General features: G+C 55.3%; 25 protein-coding genes. 17 read left to right on the top strand and 8 right to left on the bottom strand.

The window, feature by feature from the left end:
* The first annotated feature begins 138 nt into the window (after window positions 1-138).
* From BLL42_RS03495 to BLL42_RS03420, 16 genes are all read left to right on the top strand, one after another.
* Complete coding sequence (locus tag BLL42_RS03495; protein WP_071550808.1) at window positions 139-1,428, top strand: oligosaccharide flippase family protein; 1,290 nt, start codon at window positions 139-141, stop codon at window positions 1,426-1,428.
* A gap of 60 nt (window positions 1,429-1,488) precedes the next feature.
* Window positions 1,489-2,472, top strand: coding sequence for a nitroreductase family protein (locus tag BLL42_RS03490; RefSeq protein WP_071550807.1), 984 nt, complete (start codon window positions 1,489-1,491; stop codon window positions 2,470-2,472).
* A gap of 33 nt (window positions 2,473-2,505) precedes the next feature.
* Window positions 2,506-3,639 carry a polysaccharide pyruvyl transferase family protein gene (locus BLL42_RS03485; protein ID WP_071550806.1) on the top strand — a complete coding sequence of 378 codons (1,134 nt, stop codon included), beginning with the start codon at window positions 2,506-2,508 and terminating at the stop codon, window positions 3,637-3,639.
* Window positions 3,639-4,922: an O-antigen ligase family protein gene (locus BLL42_RS03480; protein WP_236721963.1), complete on the top strand. Its 1,284-nt coding sequence runs from the start codon at window positions 3,639-3,641 to the stop codon at window positions 4,920-4,922. Before BLL42_RS03485 ends, BLL42_RS03480 begins: the two co-directional genes overlap by 1 nt.
* 2 nt (window positions 4,923-4,924) lie before the next feature.
* Complete coding sequence (locus BLL42_RS03475) at window positions 4,925-6,019, top strand: glycosyltransferase family 4 protein (protein ID WP_071550804.1); 1,095 nt, start codon at window positions 4,925-4,927, stop codon at window positions 6,017-6,019.
* Entirely contained in the window at window positions 6,009-7,124 is a 1,116-nt protein-coding gene (locus BLL42_RS03470; RefSeq protein ID WP_071550803.1) for a DUF1972 domain-containing protein, read from the top strand. Before BLL42_RS03475 ends, BLL42_RS03470 begins: the two co-directional genes overlap by 11 nt.
* A 10-nt stretch (window positions 7,125-7,134) precedes the next feature.
* Window positions 7,135-8,205, top strand: a complete 1,071-nt coding sequence (gene rfbB / locus BLL42_RS03465) for a dTDP-glucose 4,6-dehydratase (protein WP_071550802.1) — start codon at window positions 7,135-7,137, stop codon at window positions 8,203-8,205.
* A 51-nt stretch (window positions 8,206-8,256) separates the two neighbouring features.
* Window positions 8,257-9,135: a glucose-1-phosphate thymidylyltransferase RfbA gene (rfbA, locus tag BLL42_RS03460; RefSeq protein WP_071550801.1), complete on the top strand. Its 879-nt coding sequence runs from the start codon at window positions 8,257-8,259 to the stop codon at window positions 9,133-9,135.
* Window positions 9,132-9,671: a dTDP-4-dehydrorhamnose 3,5-epimerase gene (gene rfbC / locus BLL42_RS03455; RefSeq protein WP_071550800.1), complete on the top strand. Its 540-nt coding sequence runs from the start codon at window positions 9,132-9,134 to the stop codon at window positions 9,669-9,671. Before rfbA ends, rfbC begins: the two co-directional genes overlap by 4 nt.
* 2 nt (window positions 9,672-9,673) lie before the next feature.
* A complete protein-coding gene (gene rfbD, locus BLL42_RS03450) occupies window positions 9,674-10,567 on the top strand; it encodes a dTDP-4-dehydrorhamnose reductase (RefSeq protein ID WP_071555694.1) in 894 nt (297 codons plus the stop codon).
* Window positions 10,568-11,011: 444 nt separating this feature from the next.
* A complete protein-coding gene (locus BLL42_RS03445) occupies window positions 11,012-11,320 on the top strand; it encodes a hypothetical protein (RefSeq protein WP_071550799.1) in 309 nt (102 codons plus the stop codon).
* Between the two features lie 87 nt (window positions 11,321-11,407).
* The gene (locus tag BLL42_RS03440) at window positions 11,408-12,520 is read left to right on the top strand and encodes a polysaccharide biosynthesis/export family protein (protein ID WP_174553323.1); all 1,113 of its coding nucleotides are present in this window, start codon (window positions 11,408-11,410) and stop codon (window positions 12,518-12,520) included.
* Window positions 12,521-12,534: 14 nt separating this feature from the next.
* Window positions 12,535-13,194 carry a YjbF family lipoprotein gene (locus BLL42_RS03435; protein WP_330220781.1) on the top strand — a complete coding sequence of 220 codons (660 nt, stop codon included), beginning with the start codon at window positions 12,535-12,537 and terminating at the stop codon, window positions 13,192-13,194.
* Window positions 13,191-13,958, top strand: a complete 768-nt coding sequence (locus BLL42_RS03430) for a capsule biosynthesis GfcC family protein (RefSeq protein WP_071550797.1) — start codon at window positions 13,191-13,193, stop codon at window positions 13,956-13,958. Before BLL42_RS03435 ends, BLL42_RS03430 begins: the two co-directional genes overlap by 4 nt.
* Window positions 13,955-16,045 (top strand): YjbH domain-containing protein, encoded by a 2,091-nt coding sequence (locus BLL42_RS03425; RefSeq protein WP_071550796.1) that lies wholly within the window; start codon window positions 13,955-13,957, stop codon window positions 16,043-16,045. The genes BLL42_RS03430 and BLL42_RS03425 overlap by 4 nt, the downstream gene beginning before the upstream one ends.
* Window positions 16,042-16,401: a VanZ family protein gene (locus tag BLL42_RS03420; protein WP_071550795.1), complete on the top strand. Its 360-nt coding sequence runs from the start codon at window positions 16,042-16,044 to the stop codon at window positions 16,399-16,401. Before BLL42_RS03425 ends, BLL42_RS03420 begins: the two co-directional genes overlap by 4 nt.
* A 60-nt stretch (window positions 16,402-16,461) precedes the next feature.
* On the opposite strand, the gene BLL42_RS03415 is transcribed toward BLL42_RS03420, so the two are convergent.
* The 5 genes from BLL42_RS03415 to BLL42_RS03395 form a co-directional block, all read right to left on the bottom strand.
* Entirely contained in the window at window positions 16,462-17,916 is a 1,455-nt protein-coding gene (locus BLL42_RS03415) for a hypothetical protein (protein ID WP_071550794.1), read from the bottom strand.
* A 111-nt stretch (window positions 17,917-18,027) separates the two neighbouring features.
* Entirely contained in the window at window positions 18,028-19,422 is a 1,395-nt protein-coding gene (locus BLL42_RS03410) for an undecaprenyl-phosphate glucose phosphotransferase (RefSeq protein WP_071550793.1), read from the bottom strand.
* Between the two features lie 519 nt (window positions 19,423-19,941).
* A complete protein-coding gene (locus BLL42_RS03405; protein WP_071555692.1) occupies window positions 19,942-20,610 on the bottom strand; it encodes a winged helix-turn-helix domain-containing protein in 669 nt (222 codons plus the stop codon).
* Between the two features lie 39 nt (window positions 20,611-20,649).
* The gene (locus BLL42_RS03400) at window positions 20,650-21,252 is read right to left on the bottom strand and encodes an EAL domain-containing protein (RefSeq protein ID WP_236721962.1); all 603 of its coding nucleotides are present in this window, start codon (window positions 21,250-21,252) and stop codon (window positions 20,650-20,652) included.
* A 164-nt stretch (window positions 21,253-21,416) separates the two neighbouring features.
* Entirely contained in the window at window positions 21,417-22,148 is a 732-nt protein-coding gene (locus BLL42_RS03395) for a winged helix-turn-helix domain-containing protein (RefSeq protein ID WP_071550792.1), read from the bottom strand.
* Between the two features lie 764 nt (window positions 22,149-22,912).
* Here BLL42_RS03395 and BLL42_RS30180 point away from each other — a divergent pair.
* On the top strand, window positions 22,913-23,071 hold the full coding sequence (locus tag BLL42_RS30180) for a hypothetical protein (protein WP_167368527.1): 159 nt from the start codon (window positions 22,913-22,915) through the stop codon (window positions 23,069-23,071).
* Between the two features lie 61 nt (window positions 23,072-23,132).
* On the opposite strand, the gene BLL42_RS03390 is transcribed toward BLL42_RS30180, so the two are convergent.
* From BLL42_RS03390 to BLL42_RS03380, 3 genes are read right to left on the bottom strand one after another with little or no spacing between them, the layout of a single operon-like run.
* Window positions 23,133-23,927 (bottom strand): carbohydrate deacetylase, encoded by a 795-nt coding sequence (locus BLL42_RS03390; RefSeq protein ID WP_071550791.1) that lies wholly within the window; start codon window positions 23,925-23,927, stop codon window positions 23,133-23,135.
* The gene (locus BLL42_RS03385) at window positions 23,899-25,113 is read right to left on the bottom strand and encodes a GNAT family N-acetyltransferase (protein WP_071550790.1); all 1,215 of its coding nucleotides are present in this window, start codon (window positions 25,111-25,113) and stop codon (window positions 23,899-23,901) included. Before BLL42_RS03385 ends, BLL42_RS03390 begins: the two co-directional genes overlap by 29 nt.
* Window positions 25,114-25,118: 5 nt before the next feature.
* Complete coding sequence (locus tag BLL42_RS03380; RefSeq protein ID WP_071550789.1) at window positions 25,119-25,808, bottom strand: GNAT family N-acetyltransferase; 690 nt, start codon at window positions 25,806-25,808, stop codon at window positions 25,119-25,121.
* Between the last annotated feature and the right edge of the window lie 28 nt (window positions 25,809-25,836).

Here is a 25,836-nt window from a genome sequence, read left to right as displayed (position 1 = left end):
TAGATTTCCACCGTTGTTGCAGCGCCTGATCAATCGCCCACCGGCATGATCAAACCAACAGTTCATAGACGCACCACGTCCTGAGGAATATGACGAAAAATCCTGGGGCGGTAGCGTGATTGCGAATGACATAGGTCAATGAATAAAACCACAGCGTTCAAGGCTATATCGCTTCTCTGGATAGGATCCCTGGCGGGTGCCGGGTTTGCCTTTCTGACTCAGGTGTTGCTAGCCAGGAAGTTGGGCAGCAATCATTTCGGTGCTTTTTCATCGGCCCTCACGACCCTCACTCTACTGGCACCCCTGGCGGGTTTCGGGATATCCCAATATTGGCTCAAGGCTTTCGGACAGGAGGGCTGGGCGGCAAAGCGCTGGTTGAAACCTTCATTCCAGTTTATCGCCTTGAGTACCCTGTTTCTTATTTGCGCGATTGTGGCATGGGCGCTGTATTCCAGCCATGACCGGTTAACGCAACACCTGTTGTTGATTCTCTCTCTGACCCTACTGGGACAGCTGTCAGTAGAACTGGTGAGCAGCAAGCTTCAACTTGAAGAACAGTATGTGCACTTGGCACTTTGGCAGTTTTTGCCGCATTTTCTTCGTTGTTCGATGGTCTTCATCACGGTGTTCATGAGCGCCACGCCTATTGCCGCGGAGTACTACGCGGCCATGTATTCGGTCATTGCAGTGGTGTTTTTTTCACTGGCCATTCCCCAGTTGCTGCGCATGGCAAATGGGAAATTGACCCTGAAGGGGCACGAACTGACCGCCGAATTCACGGCCCCGTCCGTGAGGCCAAGCCTGTTAAGTGTTGCCGCTGCCAGTTGGCCATTTGGTGTGGCGGCGTTCTCGCACCTGATTTATTTCCAAAGCAACATCATCGTGCTGAAACACCTCTCAAGTAATAGCGCGGCCGGTATATACAGCGTTGCTTTTACCATCATGACGGCGGTGTATTTGTTGCCGAGTGTGATGTATCAGCGGTTCCTGCTGCCCAAGATGCACCGCTGGGCCAACCATGATCCAGACATGTTTTATCAGGTATACCGAAAGGGTAACTGGCTGATGTTGCTGCTCGGCACTCTGGCCATGCTGGTGATTCTGGTCTGTGCGGACTGGGCAGTCCCTCTGCTGTTTGGTGAGGCCTACCGAGAGGCGTCCTCGGTATTGAAGATTCTTTCCCTGTCGGCACCGATTATTTTTCTGGCCTTCAGTGCGGGCGCCACATTGGTGACTCAGGAACACATGAAGGTGAAAGTTAAATACATGGCGCTGGTGGCAATAATCAATGTGTTTCTTAACCTTGTATTAATTCCCCTGTATGACCTGCGTGGCGCCGCCGTAGCGACCGTTGTCAGTAATGTATTGCTGTTGTCGCTGTATTTTTATGGTGCCCAACGGCTGGTTTTCAAGAACACGTTTCGATAGCAGGTACAGCGCCCATGCTTAAATTATTTATCACTGCCGACAACCGGGAGATGAACGCTCATGATTGATACCGTGAAAATCTATGCGCGGACAGTGCTGGCTGGATTTGGCTTTTTGTATGACCTGAGTCGGTATGCCCGGTATTCGGGATGGCGATCTTCACTCAGTTCGGTCGACGAACGAAACTATTACATGGTCAAGGTGTACCACACCCTTGAAAAGAGCCTGAGCTTTACCAACAGGAAACCGGGGTCTGGATGGGCGGGCGCCAATGCGCTTATCAAGGCGTTGGAGCAGTCATTTATGCTCAATGGCACGGGCTACCATGACCGGGTGGCGATCACGGTATTAAAGAAGTTCGCTGAAGCCGAAAAAGCGCATCAGCCAGAAAAAACCGCCGAGCTTATAAAGCGCCTGGTTAACGTCGAGAGTCTGAGCAAGCAAGCCATCCCATTCTATGACAACAGCGGGGCGATCAATCACGCCAAAACGGAGTTTGATAAAGGTCGATTGATGACCCCGGAGAGCTTCTTCCTGTCCCGCTACTCGCTTCGAGAGTTCTCCGACGCGGACATCAGTGCGCAAGCATTAAGCAGAGCGCTAGAGATGGCCATGAAGTCACCTTCTGCCTGTAACAGGCAGTCGTGGCATGTGTATCATCTGGATGGCGAACTGGCGCAGCACGCCCTTGCTTTTCAAGATGGCAACCGCGGCTTCGGGCACAAAATAAATAACTTGCTGATTATAACTGCAGATTTGCGTGCCTTCGTTTCCCCTCGAGAACGTTACCAGCACTGGATTGATGGCGGGATGTTTTCCATGTCGTTGATCCTGGCCTTGCATTCAATAGGCATTGCGTCGTGCTGTTTGAACTGGAGCCAGTCGGGCAGGGCGGATATGAACTTCCGCAAGGTGATCAAGATAAGCCCTCAGCACACGGTGATGATGATGTTGGCGATAGGCTATCCGAACGAGCAGAACACCGTATGTGCCTCTCCGCGTCGCCCCCTCGATGAAGTGTATACCCGGCTCTCCAGTCAGTAAGTACTCGCCCCCGATCGCAAAGGACTCGGCACCTTGAAAATTGCATTGATCACGATACACCACGCCAATAGTTATGGTGGAACCCTACAAGCGCTCGCCAGTCAGAAAGTGCTGTCGAAGTATGGCGACGTCAAGATTATTGATTACAAAAGCAAAGCGCTGGAAAACACCTTGAAGCTGATTCGGGTGGACAGCAGTCCGCGCAGTATTTTCAGGGCGGGTAAGGACTTTTTTCGAATCATTCCCCGCAGGCGGTTGATCGCGAAGTTTAGGGCGTTCATGCGGGTCAACTATAACTTGACCCCGGCGTGCCCGGATTTACAGGCGCTTCAAACCCTGTCAAGTGACTTTGATTGCGTGGTCTGTGGCAGCGACCAGATATGGAATCCGGCTATTACGGGGTATCTGGATCTGAACTATATGCTGGCGTTTTCCCGAGCGAAAAAAAAGATCTCGTTTTCTTCGAGCGCAGGCTCATATTGCTATTCGGAAGAGGAGGTGGCCAAGGTCAGAAAGGCACTGTCGACATTTGACAGTATCTCCGTCCGGGAAGAGGACACTGCGCGAAAGCTGCGCAGCATGCTCGGCAACCAAAAAATTGACCACACCCTGGACCCGACGCTGATGCTGAACAAGCAAGAGTGGATGCAGAGCCTGCAGCTTGCCGGTAAAACACCAGGGAATAGCGATAAATACATTCTTGTTTATACCCTGAAAAAAGACGCGCTGGTGAGGGCGGCGATAAACAGGATAAGGACTGTATTGGGGATGCGGGTTGTGGCAATCGATCAGGATCCTTTTCTGGGCTACAAGAGTGACCGGCACATCATGGATGCCAGTCCTGCTGATTATATTTCGCTGTTTGCCAATGCGTCCTTTGTCATCACCAATTCGTTTCATGGCACCGCATTCGCGGTGAACTTCGGTATTCCCTTTGTGACGGCGCTGCCCGAGAGCGGGCTGAATAGAATCAAAGGTCTTTTAGATAAAGTTGATTTGGCCGATCGCTTGGTGAGCCGTGTGAGTGAAGTCGACTCGGTCGTCGGTAAATCAATCGACTTTACCAGCAGTCATGAAAAGCTGGAGGCACTCAGGTGGGTGACCTGGCGTTATCTCGATGGAGCGCTTTCAACCAACACAGCAAAAAAGCCAATTGAAATGTCATGATGAGCTACGGTACCGCTAGCGTGAAGTCCTCGAGTATCAATCCGCGTTATGTGCTGGCTGTCATCATCGGCTTCACCGTGGTGTTTAACAATATTGAGTGGTCGTTGGGCGGTAACAACCTGACCCTGGAAAGGTTGCTGGCTGCCCCTATTTTTTTCATCGTTGTATTGTTGTTGGTCAGTTCGAATATTCCCCTGCGCCTGCCCAAGACGGGCATGATCCTGACGGTATGGATGGTGCTGGCTTTTTACGCATCCGCTACCGGCCCGGTTGAAGCCTGGTCCCTGAAAATGTACGCAGGCTTGCTCCTGGCTGCGTCGTTTTATTATGCAGTGATCTGGTTAAAGGCCAATCCCTTTACGATTTTCAAATCCAGAACCTATCTGTTTTTGGCATGGTTTTCGGGCCCGTTTCTATCGTTGATTTATGTGCTTTCGCTGTTGAAGTTTCCTCTTCCTGACGTGGCCATTCACTGGCTGCAAGAGGGGAGCGGAGGGACGCGCATCCGTGGTGGAATTTATGAGGCCAATCTGTTTGGGGTGTTTGTATCGCTTATGATCCTGACAGTACTGGCGTTGGGTTATCGCCGAAAATTATGGTGGTGGATCCTGGTGATCGGTTTGCACACCTCCCTGCTTTTTTCGTTCTCAAGGGCGCCGTGGGTTTCCTACATTATTTCGGTCTGGCTTTATCACGGGTTGAGCTACCCGAGGAAGTACAAGAACAGGGACCTGGTGAAGTACGTGCTGGGGGCAACCGTGTTGGTAGCGCTGATAGCGTTCCTGTCTTATTTCATCGCCTCTTCGTTTGGCGATTATGAACTGATCGGCAGAACCCACTCGGTCAAGACGCGTTTTATCATGTGGGCATTGGCGGCGAATTCCATCCTGGAAAACCCGATGTTCGGAAATGGCATCTACAGTTTTAGTGAAATATATTCGTTTGCACCGGAGTTGGTGGGTTCGGAGAATCATCGCAGTGCATGGATCTCCAATTTACCCTTGGCGATACTTAACGACACTGGAATTGTCGGTTTCATCGTCTTCTTCTCATTCATCATTCTGGTGATCAAACGCAGTTTGACCGCCGTCAGGAAAATGGCGATTGATCAACGTGTCGACCGCTATCAAGTAAGAGTCGGGGCCGCCCTGGTTGCATTCTTTCTGGCCATGGGCTTCTCAAGTCAAACCATTCCCGCGCATTCGATCGCCATTTTTTGGGTGTGCATGGCCCTGACCGAGCGCTTTACAACGCTCAGTCGCTCCCTCATCAAAAGAACATAAGCATGCCCTCGAAGAAGATGGTTTTCATCCACTTGTTCAACGACAGAAGTGGAAGTCCCAAGGTGTTATCTCAAGTGATCAAGGCGGCGGCGAATAACCATTTAGCCACCGAGGTGATTACCAGTTCCCATGGCGATGGTTTCTTGTCAGGCGTGGCCGATGTGCAGAGCAGGCTTTTTTATAAAAGGTCAGAGAATAAGTTGCTGACCTTGGGCTACTACCTGATCTCTCAGGGGCTGTTGTTTGTTCAGTGCTTGAAATACAAGAGGCAGAACGTGGTGTTTTATGTCAACACCATGATGCCCTTTGGTGCCGCGCTGGCGGGAAAGCTGCTGAAGATACCGGTTTATTATCATGTGCATGAAACCTCGATAAAACCTGATGTTCTGAAGAGGTTTCTCCGGTTCATCATTGAAAAGACCAGCACAAAGGTCGTATTCGTCTCGAACTATCTGATGCACGTGGAGCGTTTTTCCAAACTTCCCCAGGTGGTGATTCATAATGCCCTGGATGCCACGGCTGAACACACGTATCGCGTCAAGGAAGAGGCGGGTTTCAGCTCTTTGATGATCTGTTCCTTGAAGGCCTATAAGGGCGTCCTGGAGTTCCTGGCACTCGCCCGGCGTAGCCTGGATGACAAGCACCTGAATTTCACCCTGGTACTCAATGCCAGCCGAAGTGAAGTTGATAGTTTTTTTTCCAGTATCGACGTGCCAGGCAATGTGGCGATTTATCCGCGCCAAACGGATATGTCGGGCTTTTATTCACGCTCCGATGTGCTGCTAAATCTTTCCCGACCTGATGGCTGGATAGAAACATTCGGTTTGACCATCCTCGAGGGCATGTCCCATGGCTTACCCGTGATAGTTCCTCCTGTGGGAGGACCCGCCGAGTTAGTCCGCAGTGATGTCGAAGGCTATTTAATCTCTTCATACGATATCGAGGCGCTTTACCGCGCGATATGCAGGATTTCGTTGGACCCCAAAAAATACAAGATGCTGTCTGATAATGCGTTGTCCCGTACTCGGGACTTTAGTCTGGACGTGTTCGAAAGCAAGTTTTCAACCTTATTCAACGAGATGCAGCATGACACCTAAAAAACTTTATATTCTAGGCATACGAGGTGTTCCGGCTCAGCATGGTGGTTTCGAAACGTTCGCGGAGAAACTATCTCTTTATTTAACGGCGTACGGCTGGCAGGTGCACGTCTATTGCCAGGAGGAGGGCAGTGGAGGCATTACTGAGAGTACCTGGAACGGAGTCAACAGGATTCATATCCCTGTGACTCAGGAGGGTTCGCTGGGCACGGTTATTTTTGACTGGAAAGCCACGCGTCATGCGACGTCGCAAAAGGGTTTGTTTCTGACCTTGGGTTACAACACCGCCGTCTTCAGTGTGCTGCAAAGGCTTAAAGGGCAGACCAACGTCATCAATATGGATGGCATTGAGTGGCGGCGTGACAAGTGGGGAACCATTGCCAAGGCCTGGTTCTGGCTCAATGAGCGCGCCGGCTGCTGGATGGGTAATCATCTGGTCGCCGATCACCCCAAGATTAAACAGCATCTTGCAACGCGGGTTTCCGAAGCCAGGATCACCATGATTCCCTATGGGGGCGACAGGGTCCTGAGTGCTGACGCGAGTTTATTGGCAACGTATGGGATCGAACCCGGCAAGTTTTCGGTAATCATTGCCCGACCAGAACCCGAAAACTCGTTCCTCGAGATGGTTCGCGCCTTCAGCGCCACGCCACGCAATCACCGACTGGTCGTTCTAGGCAACTTTCAACCGACTAATAATCCCTACCATAAACAGGTCATGGACGCGGCCAGCACAGAGGTCATCTTTCCCGGAGCGATCTATGAGACTGCGGTCGTGCAGTCACTGCGTTTTTATTGTCGGTTTTACCTGCACGGGCATCGTGTCGGTGGGACTAACCCATCGTTGGTCGAGGCGCTTGGCGCGGGGTGTGCGGTCATTGCCCATGACAACCCATTCAATCGTTGGGTGACGGAACGCGGCGCCGCGTACTTCAAGGATGAAGCTTCTTGCGCTGCCTTGTTTGAGCAACTGCTTACGGACGATTCAACGCTTGCGCAGATGGAAGCGGCCAGTCTTACGCGCTTTCATGAGCGGTTCACGTGGAATCAAATCTTGCTTCAGTATGAAAAATTATTGACTGACTGGTATCCCGTCAGTCGGTAGAGAGACGCTTATGACTATCCGTATTCTTCTGACGGGTGGAGCCGGTTTTATTGGCTCTGCCGTCGTCCGGCACCTGATCGAAAATACTCGATGCGAAGTGGCCAACCTCGATAAGTTAACGTATGCCGGCAATCTGGAGTCCTTGGCCAGTGTCGCCGAGTCGCCGCGATATCACTTCTTTAACGTCGATGTATGTGACGCTCAGGCGCTGGATCACGTATTCAGCGCATTTCAACCGGACGCAGTGATGCACCTCGCCGCAGAGTCGCACGTCGATCGTTCTATCGACGGTCCTGCCGACTTCATCCAGACCAACATTGTCGGGACCTATACCTTGCTCGAAGCGACCCGTCGTTACTGGAACGGGCTGTCGGGGGAAGTAAAACAGGCGTTTCGCTTCCACCATATTTCCACGGATGAGGTCTACGGCGACCTGGAAGGCACCGATAGCCTGTTCAGTGAAACCACGCCTTATGCGCCCAGTTCACCCTATTCGGCGTCCAAGGCCAGTTCGGATCATCTGGTTCGGGCCTGGCAGCGAACTTATGGTTTGCCGGTGCTGATCACCAACTGCTCGAATAATTACGGCCCTTATCACTTCCCCGAGAAGTTGATTCCCCATGTGATTCTGAATGCCATCCACGGCAGGCCTCTGCCGGTCTATGGCGACGGTTTGCAAATCCGCGACTGGTTGTTTGTAGAAGATCATGCGCGCGCGCTGTGCGAGGTGCTGTGCAGGGGCAAGGTCGGCGAAACGTACAACATCGGTGGCCACAATGAGAAAACCAATATCGAGGTTGTGGAAGCCCTGTGCGATCTGCTTGAAGAGTTGGCACCCGACAAGCCAGCCGGCGTCGAGCGATATCGCGAGCTGATTACCTTCGTCAAGGACCGGCCAGGTCACGATCTTCGTTATGCCATCGATGCCGGCAAGATCGAGCGGGAACTGGGTTGGCGGCCACAGGAAACCTTTGAAAGCGGCATTCGCAAAACGGTTCAGTGGTATTTGCACAATCAAGAATGGTGGCAACGAGTACTCAACGGTCAGTACCGGCTGGGACGTCTTGGCCAAACCTCCTGAAACAGACAAACACGGCCTTTATTCTCGATCAACGTAGAAGGGAATCCCCCTATGAAAGGAATTATCCTCGCGGGAGGCTCCGGCACCCGCTTGCATCCCATTACCCGTGGTGTGTCCAAACAACTGCTTCCGATCTACGACAAACCGATGATTTATTATCCGTTGTCGGTATTAATGCTCGCGGGCATTCGCGAGATATTGATTATCTCCACGCCGCACGACTTGCCCAACTTCCAGAGCTTGTTGGGTGACGGATCCTCTTTCGGGATTGAACTCAGCTATGCCGAGCAGGCTTCCCCCGATGGCTTGGCACAAGCCTTTCTAATCGGCGAGCGCTTTATCGGCAACAGCAATGTGGCACTGATTCTCGGCGATAACATTTTCTACGGTGATGGTTTCAGCGCCGCATTGCGCGAAGCGTCACAACGACAAACCGGCGCTACTGTGTTCGGTTATCGAGTCAGCGATCCGCAGCGTTTTGGTGTTGTCGAGTTCGACGGCGAGGGTAAGGCGGTTTCGATCGAGGAGAAGCCTACACGTCCGAAGTCCAACTATGCGGTCACGGGTTTGTATTTCTACGATAACGACGTGGTGAGCATCGCCAAACAGGTCAAACCTTCGATTCGTGGCGAGCTTGAAATCACCGACGTGAACAACGCTTATCTGCAACGCGGGGATCTGCACGTCAGCGTGTTGGGGCGTGGTTTTGCCTGGCTGGACACCGGGACTCATGACTCGTTGATGGAGGCCGGGCATTTCGTCCAGACCATTGAAGCGCGCCAGGGATTGAAAGTGGCCTGTCTTGAGGAAGTGGCCTATCACCAGGGTTGGTTGTCAGCCGAGCAACTGGATAGACAAGCTACCGCGTTATGCAAAACCGGTTACGGCCACTATCTGGCTCAGGTGCTGGCCACGGAGCCTGCGAAATGAATGTCATCAAAACCCGGTTGCCTGGCGTACTGATTATCGAGCCCAAGGTGTTCGGCGATGCCCGTGGGTTCTTTCTCGAGAGTTATCACCAGCAGCGTTATCGCGATATCGGCATCGAATTGCCTTTCGTGCAGGACAATCACTCGCGCTCCCAGTATGGCGTACTGCGTGGTTTGCATTTCCAACGGACTCGCCCCCAAGGCAAGTTGGTGCGGGTAACCCGTGGTGCCGTTTACGACGTGGTGGTGGACGTCAATCCGGGGTCTGCCACGTGCGGTGAACACGTGGGAATCGAACTGACCGCCGATGATAATCTCCAGTTGTGGGTCCCGCCGGGTTACGCCCACGGTTTCTGTGTGCTCACTGATACGGCTGATTTTCAATACAAATGCACCGATCTGTATTACCCGGAGGATGAAGGAGGCCTGCTCTGGAATGATCCGGATCTGGACATTGCCTGGCCCCTGAAATCGCCTCAACTTTCGGAAAAAGACCAGCGCCATCCTCGATTGCGTGCACTGTTGAGTGGGGAATGACCATGCTGGTTCTAGTGACCGGAGCGCAAGGGCAAGTCGGGCGGGAGTTGCTGCAGAGAGCGCCGCCCGGGTTCAGCGTCATTGGCTATGGCTCGGGCGATCTGGATATCAGTGACCGGGCCCAGGTCCGGGAGATCCTGGCCCGGATCAAGCCGCAGCTATTGATCAACGCAGCGGCCTATACCGCAGTGGACAAGGCTGAGAGTGAGGTCGAGAGGGCTTACGGGGTGAACCGGGACGGCGTTGCGCACCTGGCGCTGGCGGCCGAGGAGCTGGGTATTCCACTGCTGCATATTTCCACCGACTATGTGTTCAGTGGCGACAGCGACAGCGCCTACCAACCTGGCGATGTCACCGCGCCTTCTGGCGTGTATGGGTTGAGCAAGCTGGCCGGCGAGCAGCAACTGCAGCAACACTGTTCGCGCCATGTAATTTTGCGAACCAGTTGGGTGTTCGGCGCACATGGCAACAACTTCGTCAAAACCATGCTGCGCCTCGGGCGCGATCGGGATGAACTGGCTGTGGTGGCGGATCAGCGCGGCTGCCCGACTTCTGCCGGCAGTATTGCCGATACCCTGTGGGCTCTCGCGTCGATTTTTCAGCGTGACGGGGCGCTCAAGTGGGGCCTGTATCACTACAGTGGCGCTCCTGCCTGCACCTGGTACGACTTCGCGGATGAGATTTTCAGCCAGGCCCTGACGCAGGGTTTACTGGAAAAGCGCCCGAGCCTGAAGGCGATCACCACCACCGAATATCCGACTCCGGCCAAGCGTCCCGCCTGGTCCGTACTGGATTGCCAGGCCCTTGAGCACGCTCATGGATTGGCACCACAAAGCTGGACGCGGGAGTTGCAACAGGTGCTGCAGCAACTGCGAGAAACAGCCCCTCACGGCTGAATCTTCGTGTGACTGTTATTCGGGCGGACATTCAGTGTGTGGTTATTAACGGTCTGCATTTAACAGTGAATGTTATAAGTAGACGTTATTTTGCGTGGAACTTTCCGTGGCGGTAAAACCCACAAGGTTAATGAGCTGGGAAAATGCTGACGAATAATAACAACGGGCATGAGGGTAAATAACGCCTGCTCGAAGGTCTGCGTTGAACGTGCTTCGTAAAACGCTGAATGTCGCCAATAATACCTGCTCTGTGCAGGCGCTTGGCGCAGGGGCAGGGAATTGTCGGTCTGTGGCGTGCAACACGTATAAATGACATGCTCCACAGGAGGCAACGTGCAGGAGTCGGGTGTTTAACCGACAGGTGTCAGTTCATACATCTGCTGTTCCATTCCTGGCCCTTAGTATCAAGTCTTATAAAGAGTTGATGTCGAGAAGGAGTTTGATATGAAGAAACTATTTACTGCCGGTTTGCTGGCTGTCATGAGCACTGCGGCGCTGGCGGAAGGCCCCGAGGCCTTGATTGCCCCGGTGGTGGTTGTCTCGGCGGTGGTTGCCCCTGCGGCAGCGGTGGAAGAGCCTCTGACCTTGAGTACCCCATTGATCGGTGGCGTCACCGTCGGGGGAGGAGTGCTGGTCGGTACTGCCGTTGCCGCCGCCGCAGTGGCCGCTGCAAACTCCGGTGGTAGTGCCAATGGTGGAGCAACTGGAACGACGGGCACAACCGGTACTACCGGAACGACTGGCACCCATTGATCCCCTCCGAAGTGTGTTGCTCAAGATCACTCAGAACGTTCTGAGTGATCGTGTTTTAGACGTGCCCTCGACTAGCGTAGTGCCAATATGATCCGTAGGTTTTCTGTTGTAATGCTGGCAAGTATTAGCTTGCACGGTTGTATGTTTTCCCCTGGCCAACATATGGATACGAGTCAACGGGTTCGTGACGGCTCCGGGGAGAGTAGCCGGGTGGAACTTATTCCCATCACACCTAAATTGATTGCCATGGAGGCCGCCACACACGTTGGCGAGTCAGTCCCTTCGGCGTTGTTGTCCTATACGCCGGGTGGTTATCGCGTGGGCGCCAATGACTTATTGTTTATCACGGTCTGGGATCACCCGGAGTTGACGGCACCGTCGGGGCCGCAACAGCAAATTGATGCCAACGGCCGCCTGGTTCGTCCGGACGGCACGCTGTTTTATCCCTACATCGGTAATGTCCCGGCCGCCGGTAAAACCATCGAAGCGTTGCGCGCCTTTATCGCCGAACGCCTGTCGCAGTTTGTCGAAAGCCCCCAGGTTGATGTCAGCGTATTGCGCTTCGCCAGCCAGACGGTGGTGATTTCCGGTGCCGTGGCAAGAGCCGGCCAACAGTCGATCACCACCAATCCACTCAGCCTGGTGGAAGCTATCGGTGTGGCCGGGGTGGACCCGCTGAATGCTGACCTGTCGGGTTTGACGCTGACCCGCGACGGGCGTGAGTACCGGCTTGATCTGGACACCCTCAATCGCCAGGACTCGCAGCTGCACAAGGTCTATCTCAAGGGGGGTGACCAGTTGTACCTGCCCTACAACGACCTCAAGCGGATCTATGTCATGGGCGAGGTCAACCAGCCCCGGGCACTGAGTTTCAAGAGCAAATCGATGAGCCTCACCGATGCCCTGGGCACTGTGGGGGGCTTGAACCAGACCACCTCCAATGGCAATGCGGTGTATGTCATTCGTGGCGCGGACAATCTCGAAACCGAGCCAGCCAAGGTCTTCCAGCTCAATGCTGAATCACCTTCTGCCCTGGTGCTGGCCACCCGTTTCGACTTGCAGCCGCAAGATATCGTCTATGTCGGTCCTGCCGGCGTGACGCGCTGGAACCGTCTGATCAGCCAGCTTCTGCCTACGGCCAGTGTCCTCGGGACCGGCGCCAGCTCTGTCAACAACCTCAGCGAAGCTAACAGCAGATAAGGCTCAATCCAGCAGTGAACATTTTGCCTATCGGCGCCTATCTGACGATGGCGCTACTGTTGTGCGGGTGCAATTCCTTGATGCAGGCTTCCTGGGACACCCTTGAAGCGTCTGCCACGGGGCCCGCCTCCATCGAGTTGACCCGCACCCAGGTCGATACCGTGCCTTATCCGCAGATCCTGGTCACCACCTCCACCAGCGAGGGGGTGATGGCCATGGCTCGTCAGCGTGGCGATCTGGAGTTCTGGGTCGCTTCCGGCAAACAAGTACTGATGCTGCGTGATGGTCTGGTGGTACGCACTGTCGGGCTGGGCGTTTCTCTGGATGGCACTCGCTTCAGTGGCGAATCACCCTTCAAGCGCGGCCTTCAGCATGTGCCCGACGGCTACGCCAGCACTCGCTGGATCGATATCTACGACGGTTACCGTGTCGGCATCGCGGTCAATAGCCGCTTCAGCACCCACGACATCGAGAACATCAGAATTCTGGAAAAGGATTTTGCCTTGCTGCGGGTCGATGAGCAGGTAGATGCACCCACGCTGGACTTCCACACCACCAACCGCTACTGGGTCGACCCCCAGGACGGTTTCATCATGCGCAGCGAGCAGCATCTGACGCCGCAGTTGTCCCTGAAAATTGTGCAGTTGCGCCGTGATCGGGGTGCTGCCCGGTGAAATGTCCGAACCTTTTATTGTGTGGCCTGTTGTTGATCGGCTCGACCGTGAGTCAGGCGGCCGTCACCGTCAGCGGTGATGTCCTTAGTCCCGGTCAGTTTGAAGTCAAACCCGGTGCCCGCTTGCTGGACGTCATCAAGGCATCTCGACCCAACGCCGAAAGCTACTGGCTGGGCGCGGCGTGGCTGCACGGCTCGTTAGTGGACAAGCAGGTCCGGTTGAAAGCCGGGGTGTTGTTCGACCTGAAACTGCTGCAGCGGGTTGCCTTGCTTGATGACAGGAACACGCGAGCGACCTTGAGTGCGCGCCTGTACGAGCAGATCGAGCGGTTGCCGGTCACCGGGCGTGAGGTCGCGGTACTTGATCCGATCGCCCTGGAGGTGGGGTTCGCCCGTAACGCGCTGCTGGAGGATGGCGACCGTCTGATTTATCCCGCGCGGCCGAGCACCGTGGAAGTCTGGGGGGCAGTCGCACAGCCCTGTCATGTGCCTTACAGCGCCATGCAGGAGGCCCGCGACTATGCCCGACAGTGCGCCATCCTCAGCGATGCCGAGAGCGATTATCTGTGGCTGATCCAGCCCGACGGCCAGGTGCGGCGCGTGGGCGTGGCGGCATGGAATCATCAGGAGGGCGCCGTGCTGGCCCCTGGCAGCAGGATCCTGGTGCCAATCAAGAACGACGATCTCGATTCGCCGACCCCTGAGCTCAATCAACAATTGGCCGAGTTTCTCGCCACTCAACCCCTGGCTGAGGTGGCCCCTTGAAGTTACGTTTTGCTGCTGTATTGCTCCTGCCTTGCGGATTGGTTCATGGCGAACCGCGTTACACCCAGAATGATTTTGGTGGTGTCGGTCTGTTGCAGACACCGACCGCGCGCATGGCCCCTGCGGGGGAGTTGAGCGTCACTGCCAGTCGTACCGACCCTTACTCGCGCTACAGTTTTTCCCTGCAACCGTTCGATTGGCTGGAAAGCTCGTTTCGCTACACCGCGATCACCAACCGCAAGTACGGCACCGAGGCGTTAAGTGGCGATCAGAGCTTCAAAGACAAGGCCATTGACGTCAAGGCACGGCTTTGGGAAGAAAGCCACTGGGCACCGCAGATCGCAATCGGGGCCCGGGATATCGGTGGTACCGGGCTGTTTTCCAGTGAGTATTTCGTCGCCAACAAGCGTTATGACAACCTGGATTTCAGCCTCGGTGTTGCCTGGGGCTATCTGGGTAATCGGGGGGATTTCAGCAACCCGCTGGCGGTGCTCGGCAGCCAGTTCGATGAGCGGCCGCAGAGCGATGCAGCGGTCTCCAGAGCAGGGGGGGTGAACTCCAACGCTTATTTCAAGGGACACCCTTCGCTGTTTGGCGGGGTTGCCTATCAAACACCGTGGGAACCGTTAAGCCTGAAAGTCGAGTACGAGGGCAACGATTATCGGAACGAGCCACTGAACAACCCGATCAAGCAAGACCTGCCGATCAATATTGGCGTGGTCTACAAACTGGCCGACAGCGTCGATCTGAGTGCCGGTTGGGAGCGCGGCAATACCGCGATGTTCGGCATCACCCTGCACACCAACTTTGTCAGCCGCAAGGCGCCGGCCAAGACCTACGACCCGCCTGCCGAGCGGCTGCCGGCACCGGCACCGTCGACTCCGGTCGACCAAGTCAACTGGGCCGATGTTTCCAGCCGGCTCCAGCAAAATGCCGGCTACAAGGTCAAGCGCATCACCCAGCGCGGTTCGGAGTTGATGGTGTATGGCGAGCAGTCCCGCTACTTTTACCCGGCCAAGGCGGTGGGACGGGCCAGTCGGATTCTCGACAACAGCGCCCATCAGGATATCGACTGGTTCACCTTGGTGAACCAGCGTTATGACATGCCGATAGAGGAAACCAGCCTGCCTCGGGAAACGTTCCGCGCGGTGGTGAACAACGAGCAGCCGCTAAAGGATCTGCAGCGTTCGACCGAGATCAATCCGGCGGTTGCGCACCGGGAAACCACGCTCTACACCCAGGCCCTGGATCCGTTCAATTATGGCTTCGGTCTGGGGTACAAGCAGAACATCGGCGGCCCCGACGGCCTGCTTTATCAGTTCACTGCCGATGCCGACGCGGAGTACCGTTTCACCCGTAATACCTGGTGGAGCGGCCTGCTCAGTGCCAACCTGTTGAACAACTATGACAAGTTTACCTACGACGCGCCGAGCGGATTGCCTCGGGTGCGGACCGATCTGCGCAAATACCTGACCACCTCCGATGTGACGATGCCGACGTTCCAGCTCAACCATGCAGTGCAACTGGATCGGGATCTGTATGGCATGGTCTACGGCGGCTACCTGGAGTCCATGTTTGCCGGGGTCGGCAGCGAAGTGCTGTATCGACCCATGGGGCAGCGCTGGTCGGTGGGCGCCGATCTGAATGTCGTGCGTCAGCGTGATTTTGATCAGGGTTTCGGCCTGCGTGATTACCGGACTGTGACGGGCCATGTCACCGGCTATACCGAACTGCCCAATGACCTGAAAGCGGCGGTCAGTGTCGGGCGTTATCTGGCACGGGACTGGGGTACCACCGTCGACGTGTCGCGGGCGTTCAGTAACGGAGTGAAGTTTGGCGCCTGGGTCACCCTGACCACGGCTTCGAAAGAAGAATATGGTGAGGGCAGCTTCGACAAGGGGATCTATATTTCCATTCCGTTTGACGAATTGATGAGTACCTCGACCCAGCGCCGGGCCAATATCGTCTGGGCGCCGTTGACCCGCGATGGTGGTGCGCGCCTGGGCCGAGCTTACTCGTTGCAGACCATGACCGACGGGCGTGACAGCGACCTGTTCTACAACAACTTCGAGAAAATCACTGAATGAGGGTGCGACTCAAGCGTTTGACCGAGCTGCCATTCTGGCTACGGGGCCTGGCCTTTGCGGTGGTCACCGCGATTCTGTTGATCGCGGGCTTGCGCCCTCAGCCCATTCCGGAGCTGTTCGCCGAAGAGGATAAGCTCCATCACTGGTTCGGGTTTCTGGTCTTTGCCTGCAGTTGTCGCCTGGCCTTTCCCTTGGTGAAGTGGTTCTGGATAGCCCTGGGGTGTTTGCTCACCGGTCTGCTTATCGAGGGTGCGCAAGGTTTGATGCCACTGCGCACGGCTTCACCCTACGACATGCTGGCAAACAGTTTTGGCGTGCTGACGGGCTTGCTGATTGCGTGGCGCTGGCTGCGCTGAGCAGGTCTTGGGGCGCTTGGCGGTCTGTCGGTTTGAACTGGGCGGGTCGAGGCTGTTACCTCATACCAGCCCGATGCATTGCCAGTTAGCGACGCCGGGTGCGTCGGTGCGAATGAAGGTAATCGTGCTTCCTGGGGCAAGCACTTTATAGGGTCCCTGACTGCCCAGCGCGAGGTTGCCCCCGGATGCGAATCTCACCGGGTTGGAGCTCACCAACAGGGTCAAGGTTTCTCCCGGCATGTGGTAGCCGTTGAGCGTCTCTATCGTCAGCCCCGGGCCAAATTCGACGTTGAGGAAGGCATGGGCCTTGACCTCAAGCCTGCGTCCGGAATTGAACGACACCGTGGAGTGGACACCGCGGGTGCCGACGCCGGCCTTGGACGGCGAGTCGAGCCTGACCCCGCCATGGTTGCTGCCAACCACCAGGTTCGAGATGCTCCCTGCGACGATGGGGGAACGGATCGATGCCATGCAGTTCTTGCCGCAATCCAGGCCAGTGACGACATTGGCGAAGCGCGGCGCAATCAACTCCAGTCCGGCGGAGGAGTTTTTTTGCTGGACTGCGGTTTTGACGGTTTCAAACCAAGGCGCAATCATCACGATGTTTTCGCAGCGGTCGATCTCGATGCCGACGCTGGCACGCTGAAAGCTCGGGTTGGTGAAGGTTATGTTGTTGGGCCTGATGTCGTAGTCGGGATCGAACCTGCCGATATAGGAGCCCACGCCCACAGGTCCCAGGCCATACACACCATCGAATCGACACTCGTCGAATTCGATATGTTCGCATTGTCCCATCAACACCAGGCTCCGTGCCGTCGCCACGGGTCGTTCAACGAGCACATGAGCGACCTGGCCGAACTGCACAGGGGCCTGAGTATCCTTATAGCCCCCCACCAACCGCAAACCGTCGCCGGCAAAACCTTTGATGAACAGGCGGCGCAGCTCGAAATCCCACAAGCCACCGTCGCGCCCGGCAACCATACCCTCCAGGCAGATGCCATCCTGCAAGGGGTTATGCACGTGGTCGCCGGCCAGGGTAAACCCTTCCAGCAGCACCCCCCTGATCTTGCCCGCGGGCATGCGGATGAATTTCCGCTCTGTGGAGGGCAGGGATCTGATCACCGTGCCGCTCCAGTTTTTGGTATCCAGACGCCCGGCGATATGCCCCTTGCCGATGGCGCGAGTGCCGTCGACCAGCTCGATGTACTCGGCATTGAGCACCCCGTCCGGCAACTCGATTTCATACCCTGAGGCAAGGGCTCGATTGATCGCTGCGGTGTGGTTGAGCCGCGAGGCGCCGGAGGTCACATCGTCCCGCTCGGCTTTTGTCATGAAGTCGAACAGACTGTGACGCTCCATGAGCTTATCGCCCACGGTGCGCGATTCGGTGCCCGCCCCCGATTGCAGAAAACCCACCATGTTCGGGCCTGTATTCGGGTCGTCAGCAAGCGTCAGGCCAGCAGCCCCGCAGGCTGTGGCGGCAAGTAGTTGGCGTCGAGTGATAATAGGGCGCATGGTTCAACCTGAAAAGGAATGGGCCGAGGTGCGCGGGGCGCTCCGGACAGTCAGTGGTCTGACTGCCCGGATTGCAACCCTGTTCGCAACAGGCTGAAGAATAGATAGACCCTAGTAGATATCCTTGGAAAAGAGCGTGAAGGGGGTCTTGATCAGGATCTTGATATCGAGCCACAACGACCAGTTGTTGATGTAGTTCAGATCGATCTCTACGCGCTTCTGCATCTTGTCGAGGGTTTCGGTTTCACCGCGGCAGCCACTGATCTGAGCCAGCCCGGTAATGCCCGGTTTGATCCGATGGCGGGCCATGTAGGCGCGGATCTTGCCCGTGTAGTAGTCGTTATGGGCGATGGCATGTGGTCTGGGCCCGACCAGCGCCATATGGCCTTGCAGCACATTGAAGAACTGCGGCAGTTCATCGATGGAGGTACGTCGTATAAAACGGCCGATCGGGGTAATACGTGGGTCTTGACGACCGGCCTGCTGGACCTGGTGGTCGTCGTGCAGGCGCATGGAGCGGAATTTCCAGACCTTGATGACCTTGCCATTCCAGCCGTGCCGCTCCTGTTTGAAGATGATCGGGCCCGGGGAAGAGACTTTCACCGCGACGGCAATCACCAGAAGCAGCGGGCTGAAGCCGATCAGCGCCAGGGCGGCCAGGCTTCTGTCGAGCAGGGTCTTGCTCAGCGCCGCCGTAGGGTAACTGGTCAGCGGGCTTTCATTGAGGTGGATGGCGGGCAGGCCGTCCAGCTCGCTGACGGAGTGATTGAGCAGGGTCATGCTGCCCAGGTCGGGAACCCAGACCACATCCACATTCGAGTCGAGAAGATCAATGTAAAGCGCTTCGACCTGTTTCGCTTCGCTCAAGGACAGCGCGATGTACAACCGCCGGATATCGTGAGCCCGGATCAGCTCGCGCAGCTCCTGTAACGGGCCGACGATCCTGTGAGCACTGACGTTGGTAGACAGCTCGTCGGGTTTGGAGCTGATCAGACCGACCAGCGGCGGGTATTCGGTCTTGGACAGTTTGTCCGCCAGTTTCACCGCCAGTGGGTCGGTGCCGATGATCAGGGTGTTGTATTGGCTGTGCAATTGCCGATGGTAGTGCCTGGAAAAACCATGCAGGGGCAGGTACAACAAAGCCTGCAGGCAATAACCCACCACGGCCCAGACCAGGATGACCTCCCGGGAGAACAATTCGCTGGTCTTGCTCAGAAAACCGATACTGGTCAGTCCTGTCAGCGTCAGCAGCCAGCCCAGCAGCAGACGTCCCAGGCCTGTGAGGTAACCGTGCCGCTTGTGATAGACCTGCAGCAGGGAGTAGGAAGGGACCGAACCCAGAAAAGTAAGCACCGCCAGCACACGATAATGGGCGTCGATTTCTCCGGTCTGGTGCAGCGCCAGAGCAAATAACAATGCACTGACCGACGTGATAGCAATTGCCCATTGCCCCCAGAATGTAAGTCCTTTGGTTATGCTGTTCCGATTAATACGGTTATGTACCATCGCGGTATCCCTCGGGCGTGCGCCACGTTGTGTATCAGTCGACGGTTAATAAATGGCAGCCACGCGCAACGGTTGGGCGCACGCGATTCCATCAGAAGTTATTTTTATTAGAGGGGGCGGCGGATGGATGGCTGGCCATAGGGTTTTATTTATAAACAGTGTCAGCTGATACGGTTGTCTCAGTGTTCGTATTTATACTAGTGCCTTAATCTTTGTGGGTGTCAGACGAATTATAACGGCCGCACTTCCTGGGGCCGTTGTTATAAAAGGTCGTGCTCTTCTATTGGGCATACCTCGCCAAAGCGTCTATAAAATTACCGTCATCCGACAGGCGCTTTCCGGGTGTAAGGAAACGTAAGCTGAAGCGAGACTATCGTGGGGAGACGCTGGGATGGGGACACTGTACGAGAGGCGGAAAGCAGGAGCAGTGACGTGAGCAGGGTGAGTGGACAAACGATACGGGTGTCTCTGAGGCGGGGCTGAGGTTCGCATGTATTGTTATTGTTTTTGCGAACTCACTCAGTAAGCGACTCTTATCCTTTGGGCCAGGCAATAACCGCGGTTTCTCACGGAGCGAACAAGACGTTCTCCGTTGGCGACATCCTTGAATTTTTTCTGCAGCCTGCTCAAACACATCTCAAGACCACTGTAACGTTCCGGGTCTTTATCAATACGCAGAATAAGATCGGTCTTGCTAAGTACCCGGCGGTCGCTGATGACCAATTGGGTGAGCATCAATGATTCGGTACCGGTCAGAGGAATGGTTATATCGGCTTTGACCAAGGTTCGCTCGTCCGCGTTAAACCACCAGATCTCAGGATTGCCCGGCGACTCTTTAACGCGGCTTACTGCCGAGATGAACTCGTCATCGGCCACGGGCTTCTTGAGAAACCCATCAACGCCGACATGCGAGAAGTGATGGAGTTCCGAGCGCTCCGAGTTGGGCGTTATGAGTATGATTTCGGCATCCTTTTGATTTCTGCGAATAAAACTGACATCGCTCAGTGATATGTCCGCCTGGTCGAGCAGGATATGCGTGAAGCGATTTCTTCTGATTCGCTCGCTGCTGAGTTTTCCGCTCTCGATTTCAAAAGATAAAGACAGGCGTTGTGCGAGAAGCGACTCTATTGCTTGTCGTGCCAGTTGGTCTCGGGTGAAGATTAAAAAGTTATTATTCGGCGTATTCATCATTAGGTTCCTTCCTGGAAGAGTGAAGCTGTTAAGCGCTTAAATAACCTCGGTCGGTGAGTAGTATCGCCCCTGGAAAAAGTCGAAAGGCATGCTGCGGGCCAGCGTGTGTAGCGCTTTGTGCTCGACTCGGTCAGCCACGAACTTTATTTTCCTGTCATGAATCATGCGGCTCAGGTAGTCGTAGGACCTGGTGAAAAAGTCCTGATTTTTTTCGACCATGATGTCGAAGTTGGAGTGGGTCAGGTCCACTTTTATATAATCAAACAATGCCAGGCTGATCAGCTTTTCGGCGCTGTCGTCACTTAAGTCATAACCGTCAAAAGCAATCTCGATCCCGTTGTCTTTTAGCAGGTGCGCGTGACTGATAATGGTTCTTTTTTCTTTTAAGTTCGACGACATGAGTGAGCGACTGTTGAGGCTGGGGATCAACTGTTGCGCATGCGTGTTGAGGGTCGCTTGAACATTGATCATTTCCTTGATGAGTGCTTTGTCCAACAAAGAGGATTGATTCATGGTCAAAAACAGCGTGTATGGAGTCAATGAGCGAGGAAAAGGCATGGCCGCGGTCTGTGAAACGGAATTCAACTGAATCCGTTGAAGTACTTCGCGATAGATCGTCAGTGGATAATCAGGATGCAATGGCGGATACCCCGAGGTCAGGGGGATATCCTGGGGGTTGTCTTGGCATAGATTTCACAGCCGAACAGTTCGTCGTTTCGTTTGAGGATCGATTGCCTGAAGAAAGTCAATGCAACATTTTCGTTCACGGTGTGCTGCTTGTTAGGCGCCATTATTAAGTCCCTTTAAGAGTGAAAATTTGTTTGCTTTGCAGACACGACCCCTCGAAGCAACCGATAGCCATAACCGCGAACACTGTGAATGATGTTAATGCCGAAATTTTTTTTTACTTTGTTTCGAAGCCGGCTGATGGATTTTTCCAGTACGCGTGAATCGTAGAGCTTTATATTTAAACCCATGGACTCGGCCATGCCGTCATGGTGCAAGATATTGCCTTCTGCGTGGATAAGCGCATCCAGGGCTTTCATTTCCTGGTAGGCGAGGTCTATTTTTTGTTCAGGGTCATATAAGTGCAGGCATGTTTGATCCAGGGTTAACTTGACCGTGGACTGCCATTCAGGACTGTTGAACAATGTTGAAATTAATTGGGTCTTTTCATCGTGATCGTTAGGGACGGTGATGCAGTGATCGGCGCCAGCCAGATAGCATTCAACTTTAGTGTGTGGGGAGCGATAATTGATGGTGACGACAATGGCCGGTTTTGCAGGTTCTGCACGCAGCTGTTTAATGAGTTCCAGGCAACCATTAAGTGTCGATGGGCTTTCAATCTCTATCAATATTGCATCGAGAGTCTGAGTGTCGATATCAAGTCCTGGAGGTAACGGATAGTCTAGAGTATGGAAGTGTGTGAAGTTGGGTGCGCATATCTGTTTTAGTTTCTCTGTTGAGCGCCAGGTGCGCCCAATGGCGAGAATACCCCTCTGATAATTTTCGATCGTGCTCTCGGTGTTCATCATGGAATTGCTCATGTGTGCTGGCGTTGCAATGTTAATACACAAAATACTGACATTATCTGACGTTTTATAACATTTCCCTGTCGTGTACAGGTGTGTTAGCTGATCATTCCATAGCGAGTGGTTTCAGTTAATTCAATGACATGGCCAACTGCTGGGGCTTTACTCCATTGGCTTTTGTCATATCAAATTTAGTTGGCGTGACGGATTGCTCGGATCAGGCTACAGAACGAGGCACAACTGAAAAGTTTTGCGTATGAATTGCGAAGAAGTCCGCATTTTCGAGTGGTGGAGTTGACTTATAAGGATATTCCACGATGCCCTATGGGCAATTCGGGTGCGCGCTCGGGAGGCGGTCAGTGCAACTGTCGCCTCTTTTTAGGGTGAGCGGATGACGCGGCTATATTAATTGACTTCGGTTGCAGTGTGTTTGTAACAATTTATGTCGATATGCTTAATCTGTGAACTTGTAGTTGTTTTCCCGGGGTGTCGAATAAAAATGCCAAGAATTGATATTAAAGTGCCATTAACCTCATGATTCTTATTATCGGGGGCGACCACCACAAGCACCGCCTGGGCAAAAGCGCTGTCAGCTTTACCGTCAGGGCTGACACCTTAAGCCAGCACCCTCACGGCATCAGAACAACCATTTGTCGAAATGACAAACGCCAGACGGTATTCCGGGCGTTTGCTGCCGGTCATACATAGCGAAGCAGTGGCTTTGTTCTATCCTGAAAAGTGAAGACAAACCTCAGGAGGAGGGCTTTATGGCAGCCGAAAAGAAACATGAGCAGTACGAAGATTCAGAAGAGGAAAGGCCAGAAGAAGCAACCCCGGAAGAAAATCCGCCAGATCCGACCTGGAAGCATCCGGACGACGGCAAAAGCCTTTCAGATCTGGACCAGGAGTGGCCTCTGAAACCCTGAGCCATCTGCCTTACGCACAATGCCCGTGGCCAGTCCCGGGCATTGTGCTGTCAACGTTGTGCTACTCCAATGCCGTCGTGGTCGCTGTGGGGTGCGTGCGTGCCAGCACGTTATAGGAAACCCGTGGAATGCCCGGAAGGCGGCTGTCGAGCAACTTGCTCAAAGACTCACCCTGAATCAGGTAGGCGTCGCCAAAGTCGTGGCCGAGCATCGTTGGATGGGCGACGATCTCCAGCAGTCCGTCTGCCGGTGGCGCGGCGTTGCGCAAATCCACCGGGGTACAGACGTAGTCCGCCGTGGCACCGGCGAGGCGGTGTAAGCGCCGGTTGAGCAGGCTCTTGAACACGCGTTTGGGCAGGCTGAGGTTTTGCCCCAGATTGCGCGCCAAGCGAACGGGGACACCTTGGCGGGCAGCAAAACGCGCGACGATCTCACCGATTGGCCAGATATTGTGAACATGCTGGTGGGAATCGAGATGGCTGGGCCGCAGGCCGTTGTCCAGGCAGTGCTGCCATTGCGCTTCGAGCTCTTTCAGTACCGCATCGCGTTGCTGACGGCCGAGCCACAGGCGGTGGCGGGGCAGGTTCAGGTCGAACTCGCCGGCCGTGTCGCAAAAGGTTGGCTGCTCGAGAATCGCCCGGCTCAGGGGCCGACCGTAAGTGAGGTTGAAGTGTAGCCCCACGCGGCCCTTGAGTAGCGGCTCTTGCGCCAGCGCACAGGCGGCTTCGAAGGCCGGCATGTTGGCCATGGCGGTTGCCGAACTGATCACCCCGGATTGAAAGGCCCGCAGGATGACCGTGTTTTCGTTCAGGCTGAGACCGAAATCGTCAGCGTTGATGATGACTTGGCGAGGCATTTTCGCCCTCCATGGGGTGCGCAGTGGGCGAGATTTTTTTATCGGCGCTGGTCACGACGAGCGTGCGGGTTGCGGCCGTTGCCGCATGTTTGGCTCGCCACTGATGCAGGCGCGGTTTGACGTGGTGCCAGAGCCGCAAGCCAAGGCCCAGCAAAAGTCCGCTGGGGCGCCAGGAGTAGAAGCTCCAGCGCCAGTGTTCGAGCTGCCCGGTCATGCGTTCATGCAGTTGATGGCTCGAGTTGTCCAGGCTTACCCGCGACGCATCGATCCACTTCCAGCCCTCATCCAGGCCCCAGCGAATCCACTCCTCAAGCAGCACCCGGCCACTGCCCATATCGGCGTATTGCGGCAAGAACGCCAGGTTGTAGTCGTAGAGCCGGCCCTGTTCCAAAAGACCGAGGCGATAGCTGATGCAACGCCCGTCCAGTTCCAGCACGACCACGCGTACCCGCCCTTGGGCGGCGAGGGCGGTAAAGGCTTCGTTTATCCATTGTCGGTGCCGGGCGTCGGAGAAGATCCCGACGCCTTCGTCACCTTTCCAACTGTGCGCCTCGACCTCGCTGATGGCCTGCAGTAAGGGCCTCATGGTCACCGCATCCGGGGTCAGGCGTCTGACCACGGCGCCACAGGCTGCAATGCGTTTGCGTGCCCGGCGCAGTTTATAGCGCGGATCACCGCAGATTTCCTGACGGTCGCTGTCGCTGATCAGGTGCACCGGCACCCGACAACTGACGCGATGTTCGCCCGTGGAACTGAGCTGCATCCATTGCGTCAGCGTACTTTCCTGGTCCGGGTGTTTTGGCAGTTCGTTGAGTTGCAGCAACGCGTGCGGCAAGTGCCGGCGGGTCTCCTTCAATGCCTGGCGGATGCTCTGTGCGTCCAGGCAGGCAAGCAGGGTAATACGGTCAGCGAGGGGATAACCGAGGTGGTGCAAGACGCGAAACGGCAGCCCGCCGAAACGCTCACGCATGGCGATCAGCGGCAGGCACACGCACAACTGCTCGCCTTGCCAGCCCAATAGCACGTGTAGCGTCGCGTCGCGAGGCAGCGCGCGTTCGGCAGCAGACAGCCAGGCCAGCGCATTGAACGGCGTGTGCTCCGTTACCCGCTGGCGCAAGGCCTCAAAGGCTGTCGCTGGAAAGTCTGTGGCGCACAACGACGTGCGCCATTCGAATCGCACCGCCATGACGGTCAGGCTGCCGGTGCTGCGACGGTGGGCTGCGACGGTTTGCGCAAGGCGTCCAGGCGCGAGCCGCTGTAGCGGGTTTCGCGGAAGAACCGCCAGCGCCCGAACAGACCATACACATGCATGACCCGGCCTTGCTCTTTATAGCCCATGCGAATGTGCAGTTTCAGGGCCGGGATGTTATGGGTTTCGCAAACATCCACCACCTTGTTACAGCCTTTCGCTTGCATGGCCTTCCACAGATCGAGCTGGAAATCCACCGAGAGGGTGCTGCCCCAATAGGCGCGGATCTGTTCGCCGCCGAACTCGAAAAACTCGCCCTCATTCACCGGGAACCGACAGCCGTAATAGTGGCGATCATAGTAGTCGCCATTGCTGCCCCAGATGAAGGCGACGGTGTTGCCCTCGTCATCCAGATACATGTGCCCGGTATGACCTTCGTCAGCCAGTTCGGCCATGGTCCCTACACGGTCGCCGAAGTGCTTGGCGAAGGCTCCGGCATTCTGCGCGGTGATGGTTTCCAGGCGTAACGGTGTGTAGGGCCTGAGTGTGTGCGGCGGAATCGGGCTGACCAGATCGCGCTCCATCCACAACAGTTCCCAATGGAAATACACAAAACGCTTCCACAGGGTACTGAAGGTGTGGCGCAGGCCTTTTTCCTTGATGCGTTCCTTTAACTTCTGCAATGCACTCATGTTGCCTCCTGAAGGGGTTGGCCGTATG

It is taken from the genome of Pseudomonas frederiksbergensis, from assembly GCF_001874645.1.
GTDB lineage: Bacteria > Pseudomonadota > Gammaproteobacteria > Pseudomonadales > Pseudomonadaceae > Aquipseudomonas > Aquipseudomonas frederiksbergensis_B.
The sequence above is the reverse complement of the archived record's forward strand: the minus strand, read 5'-3'. Positions and strand labels throughout refer to the sequence as shown.

Bases quoted from the DNA above. Each gene is read 5' to 3' on its own strand.
- BLL42_RS03495 (WP_071550808.1), top strand. From the start codon at position 139: ATGAATAAAACCACAGCGTTCAAGGCTATATCGCTTCTCTGGATAGGA.
- BLL42_RS03490 (WP_071550807.1), top strand. From the start codon at position 1,489: ATGATTGATACCGTGAAAATCTATGCGCGGACAGTGCTGGCTGGATTT.
- BLL42_RS03480 (WP_236721963.1), top strand. From the start codon at position 3,639: ATGAGCTACGGTACCGCTAGCGTGAAGTCCTCGAGTATCAATCCGCGT.
- BLL42_RS03475 (WP_071550804.1), top strand. From the start codon at position 4,925: ATGCCCTCGAAGAAGATGGTTTTCATCCACTTGTTCAACGACAGAAGT.
- BLL42_RS03470 (WP_071550803.1), top strand. From the start codon at position 6,009: ATGACACCTAAAAAACTTTATATTCTAGGCATACGAGGTGTTCCGGCT.
- rfbB (WP_071550802.1), top strand. From the start codon at position 7,135: ATGACTATCCGTATTCTTCTGACGGGTGGAGCCGGTTTTATTGGCTCT.
- rfbA (WP_071550801.1), top strand. From the start codon at position 8,257: ATGAAAGGAATTATCCTCGCGGGAGGCTCCGGCACCCGCTTGCATCCC.
- rfbC (WP_071550800.1), top strand. From the start codon at position 9,132: ATGAATGTCATCAAAACCCGGTTGCCTGGCGTACTGATTATCGAGCCC.
- rfbD (WP_071555694.1), top strand. From the start codon at position 9,674: ATGCTGGTTCTAGTGACCGGAGCGCAAGGGCAAGTCGGGCGGGAGTTG.
- BLL42_RS03445 (WP_071550799.1), top strand. From the start codon at position 11,012: ATGAAGAAACTATTTACTGCCGGTTTGCTGGCTGTCATGAGCACTGCG.
- BLL42_RS03440 (WP_174553323.1), top strand. From the start codon at position 11,408: ATGATCCGTAGGTTTTCTGTTGTAATGCTGGCAAGTATTAGCTTGCAC.
- BLL42_RS03420 (WP_071550795.1), top strand. From the start codon at position 16,042: ATGAGGGTGCGACTCAAGCGTTTGACCGAGCTGCCATTCTGGCTACGG.
- BLL42_RS03415 (WP_071550794.1), bottom strand. From the start codon at position 17,916: ATGCGCCCTATTATCACTCGACGCCAACTACTTGCCGCCACAGCCTGC.
- BLL42_RS03410 (WP_071550793.1), bottom strand. From the start codon at position 19,422: ATGGTACATAACCGTATTAATCGGAACAGCATAACCAAAGGACTTACA.
- BLL42_RS03405 (WP_071555692.1), bottom strand. From the start codon at position 20,610: ATGAATACGCCGAATAATAACTTTTTAATCTTCACCCGAGACCAACTG.
- BLL42_RS03395 (WP_071550792.1), bottom strand. From the start codon at position 22,148: ATGATGAACACCGAGAGCACGATCGAAAATTATCAGAGGGGTATTCTC.
- BLL42_RS30180 (WP_167368527.1), top strand. From the start codon at position 22,913: ATGGCAGCCGAAAAGAAACATGAGCAGTACGAAGATTCAGAAGAGGAA.
- BLL42_RS03390 (WP_071550791.1), bottom strand. From the start codon at position 23,927: ATGCCTCGCCAAGTCATCATCAACGCTGACGATTTCGGTCTCAGCCTG.
- BLL42_RS03385 (WP_071550790.1), bottom strand. From the start codon at position 25,113: ATGGCGGTGCGATTCGAATGGCGCACGTCGTTGTGCGCCACAGACTTT.
- BLL42_RS03380 (WP_071550789.1), bottom strand. From the start codon at position 25,808: ATGAGTGCATTGCAGAAGTTAAAGGAACGCATCAAGGAAAAAGGCCTG.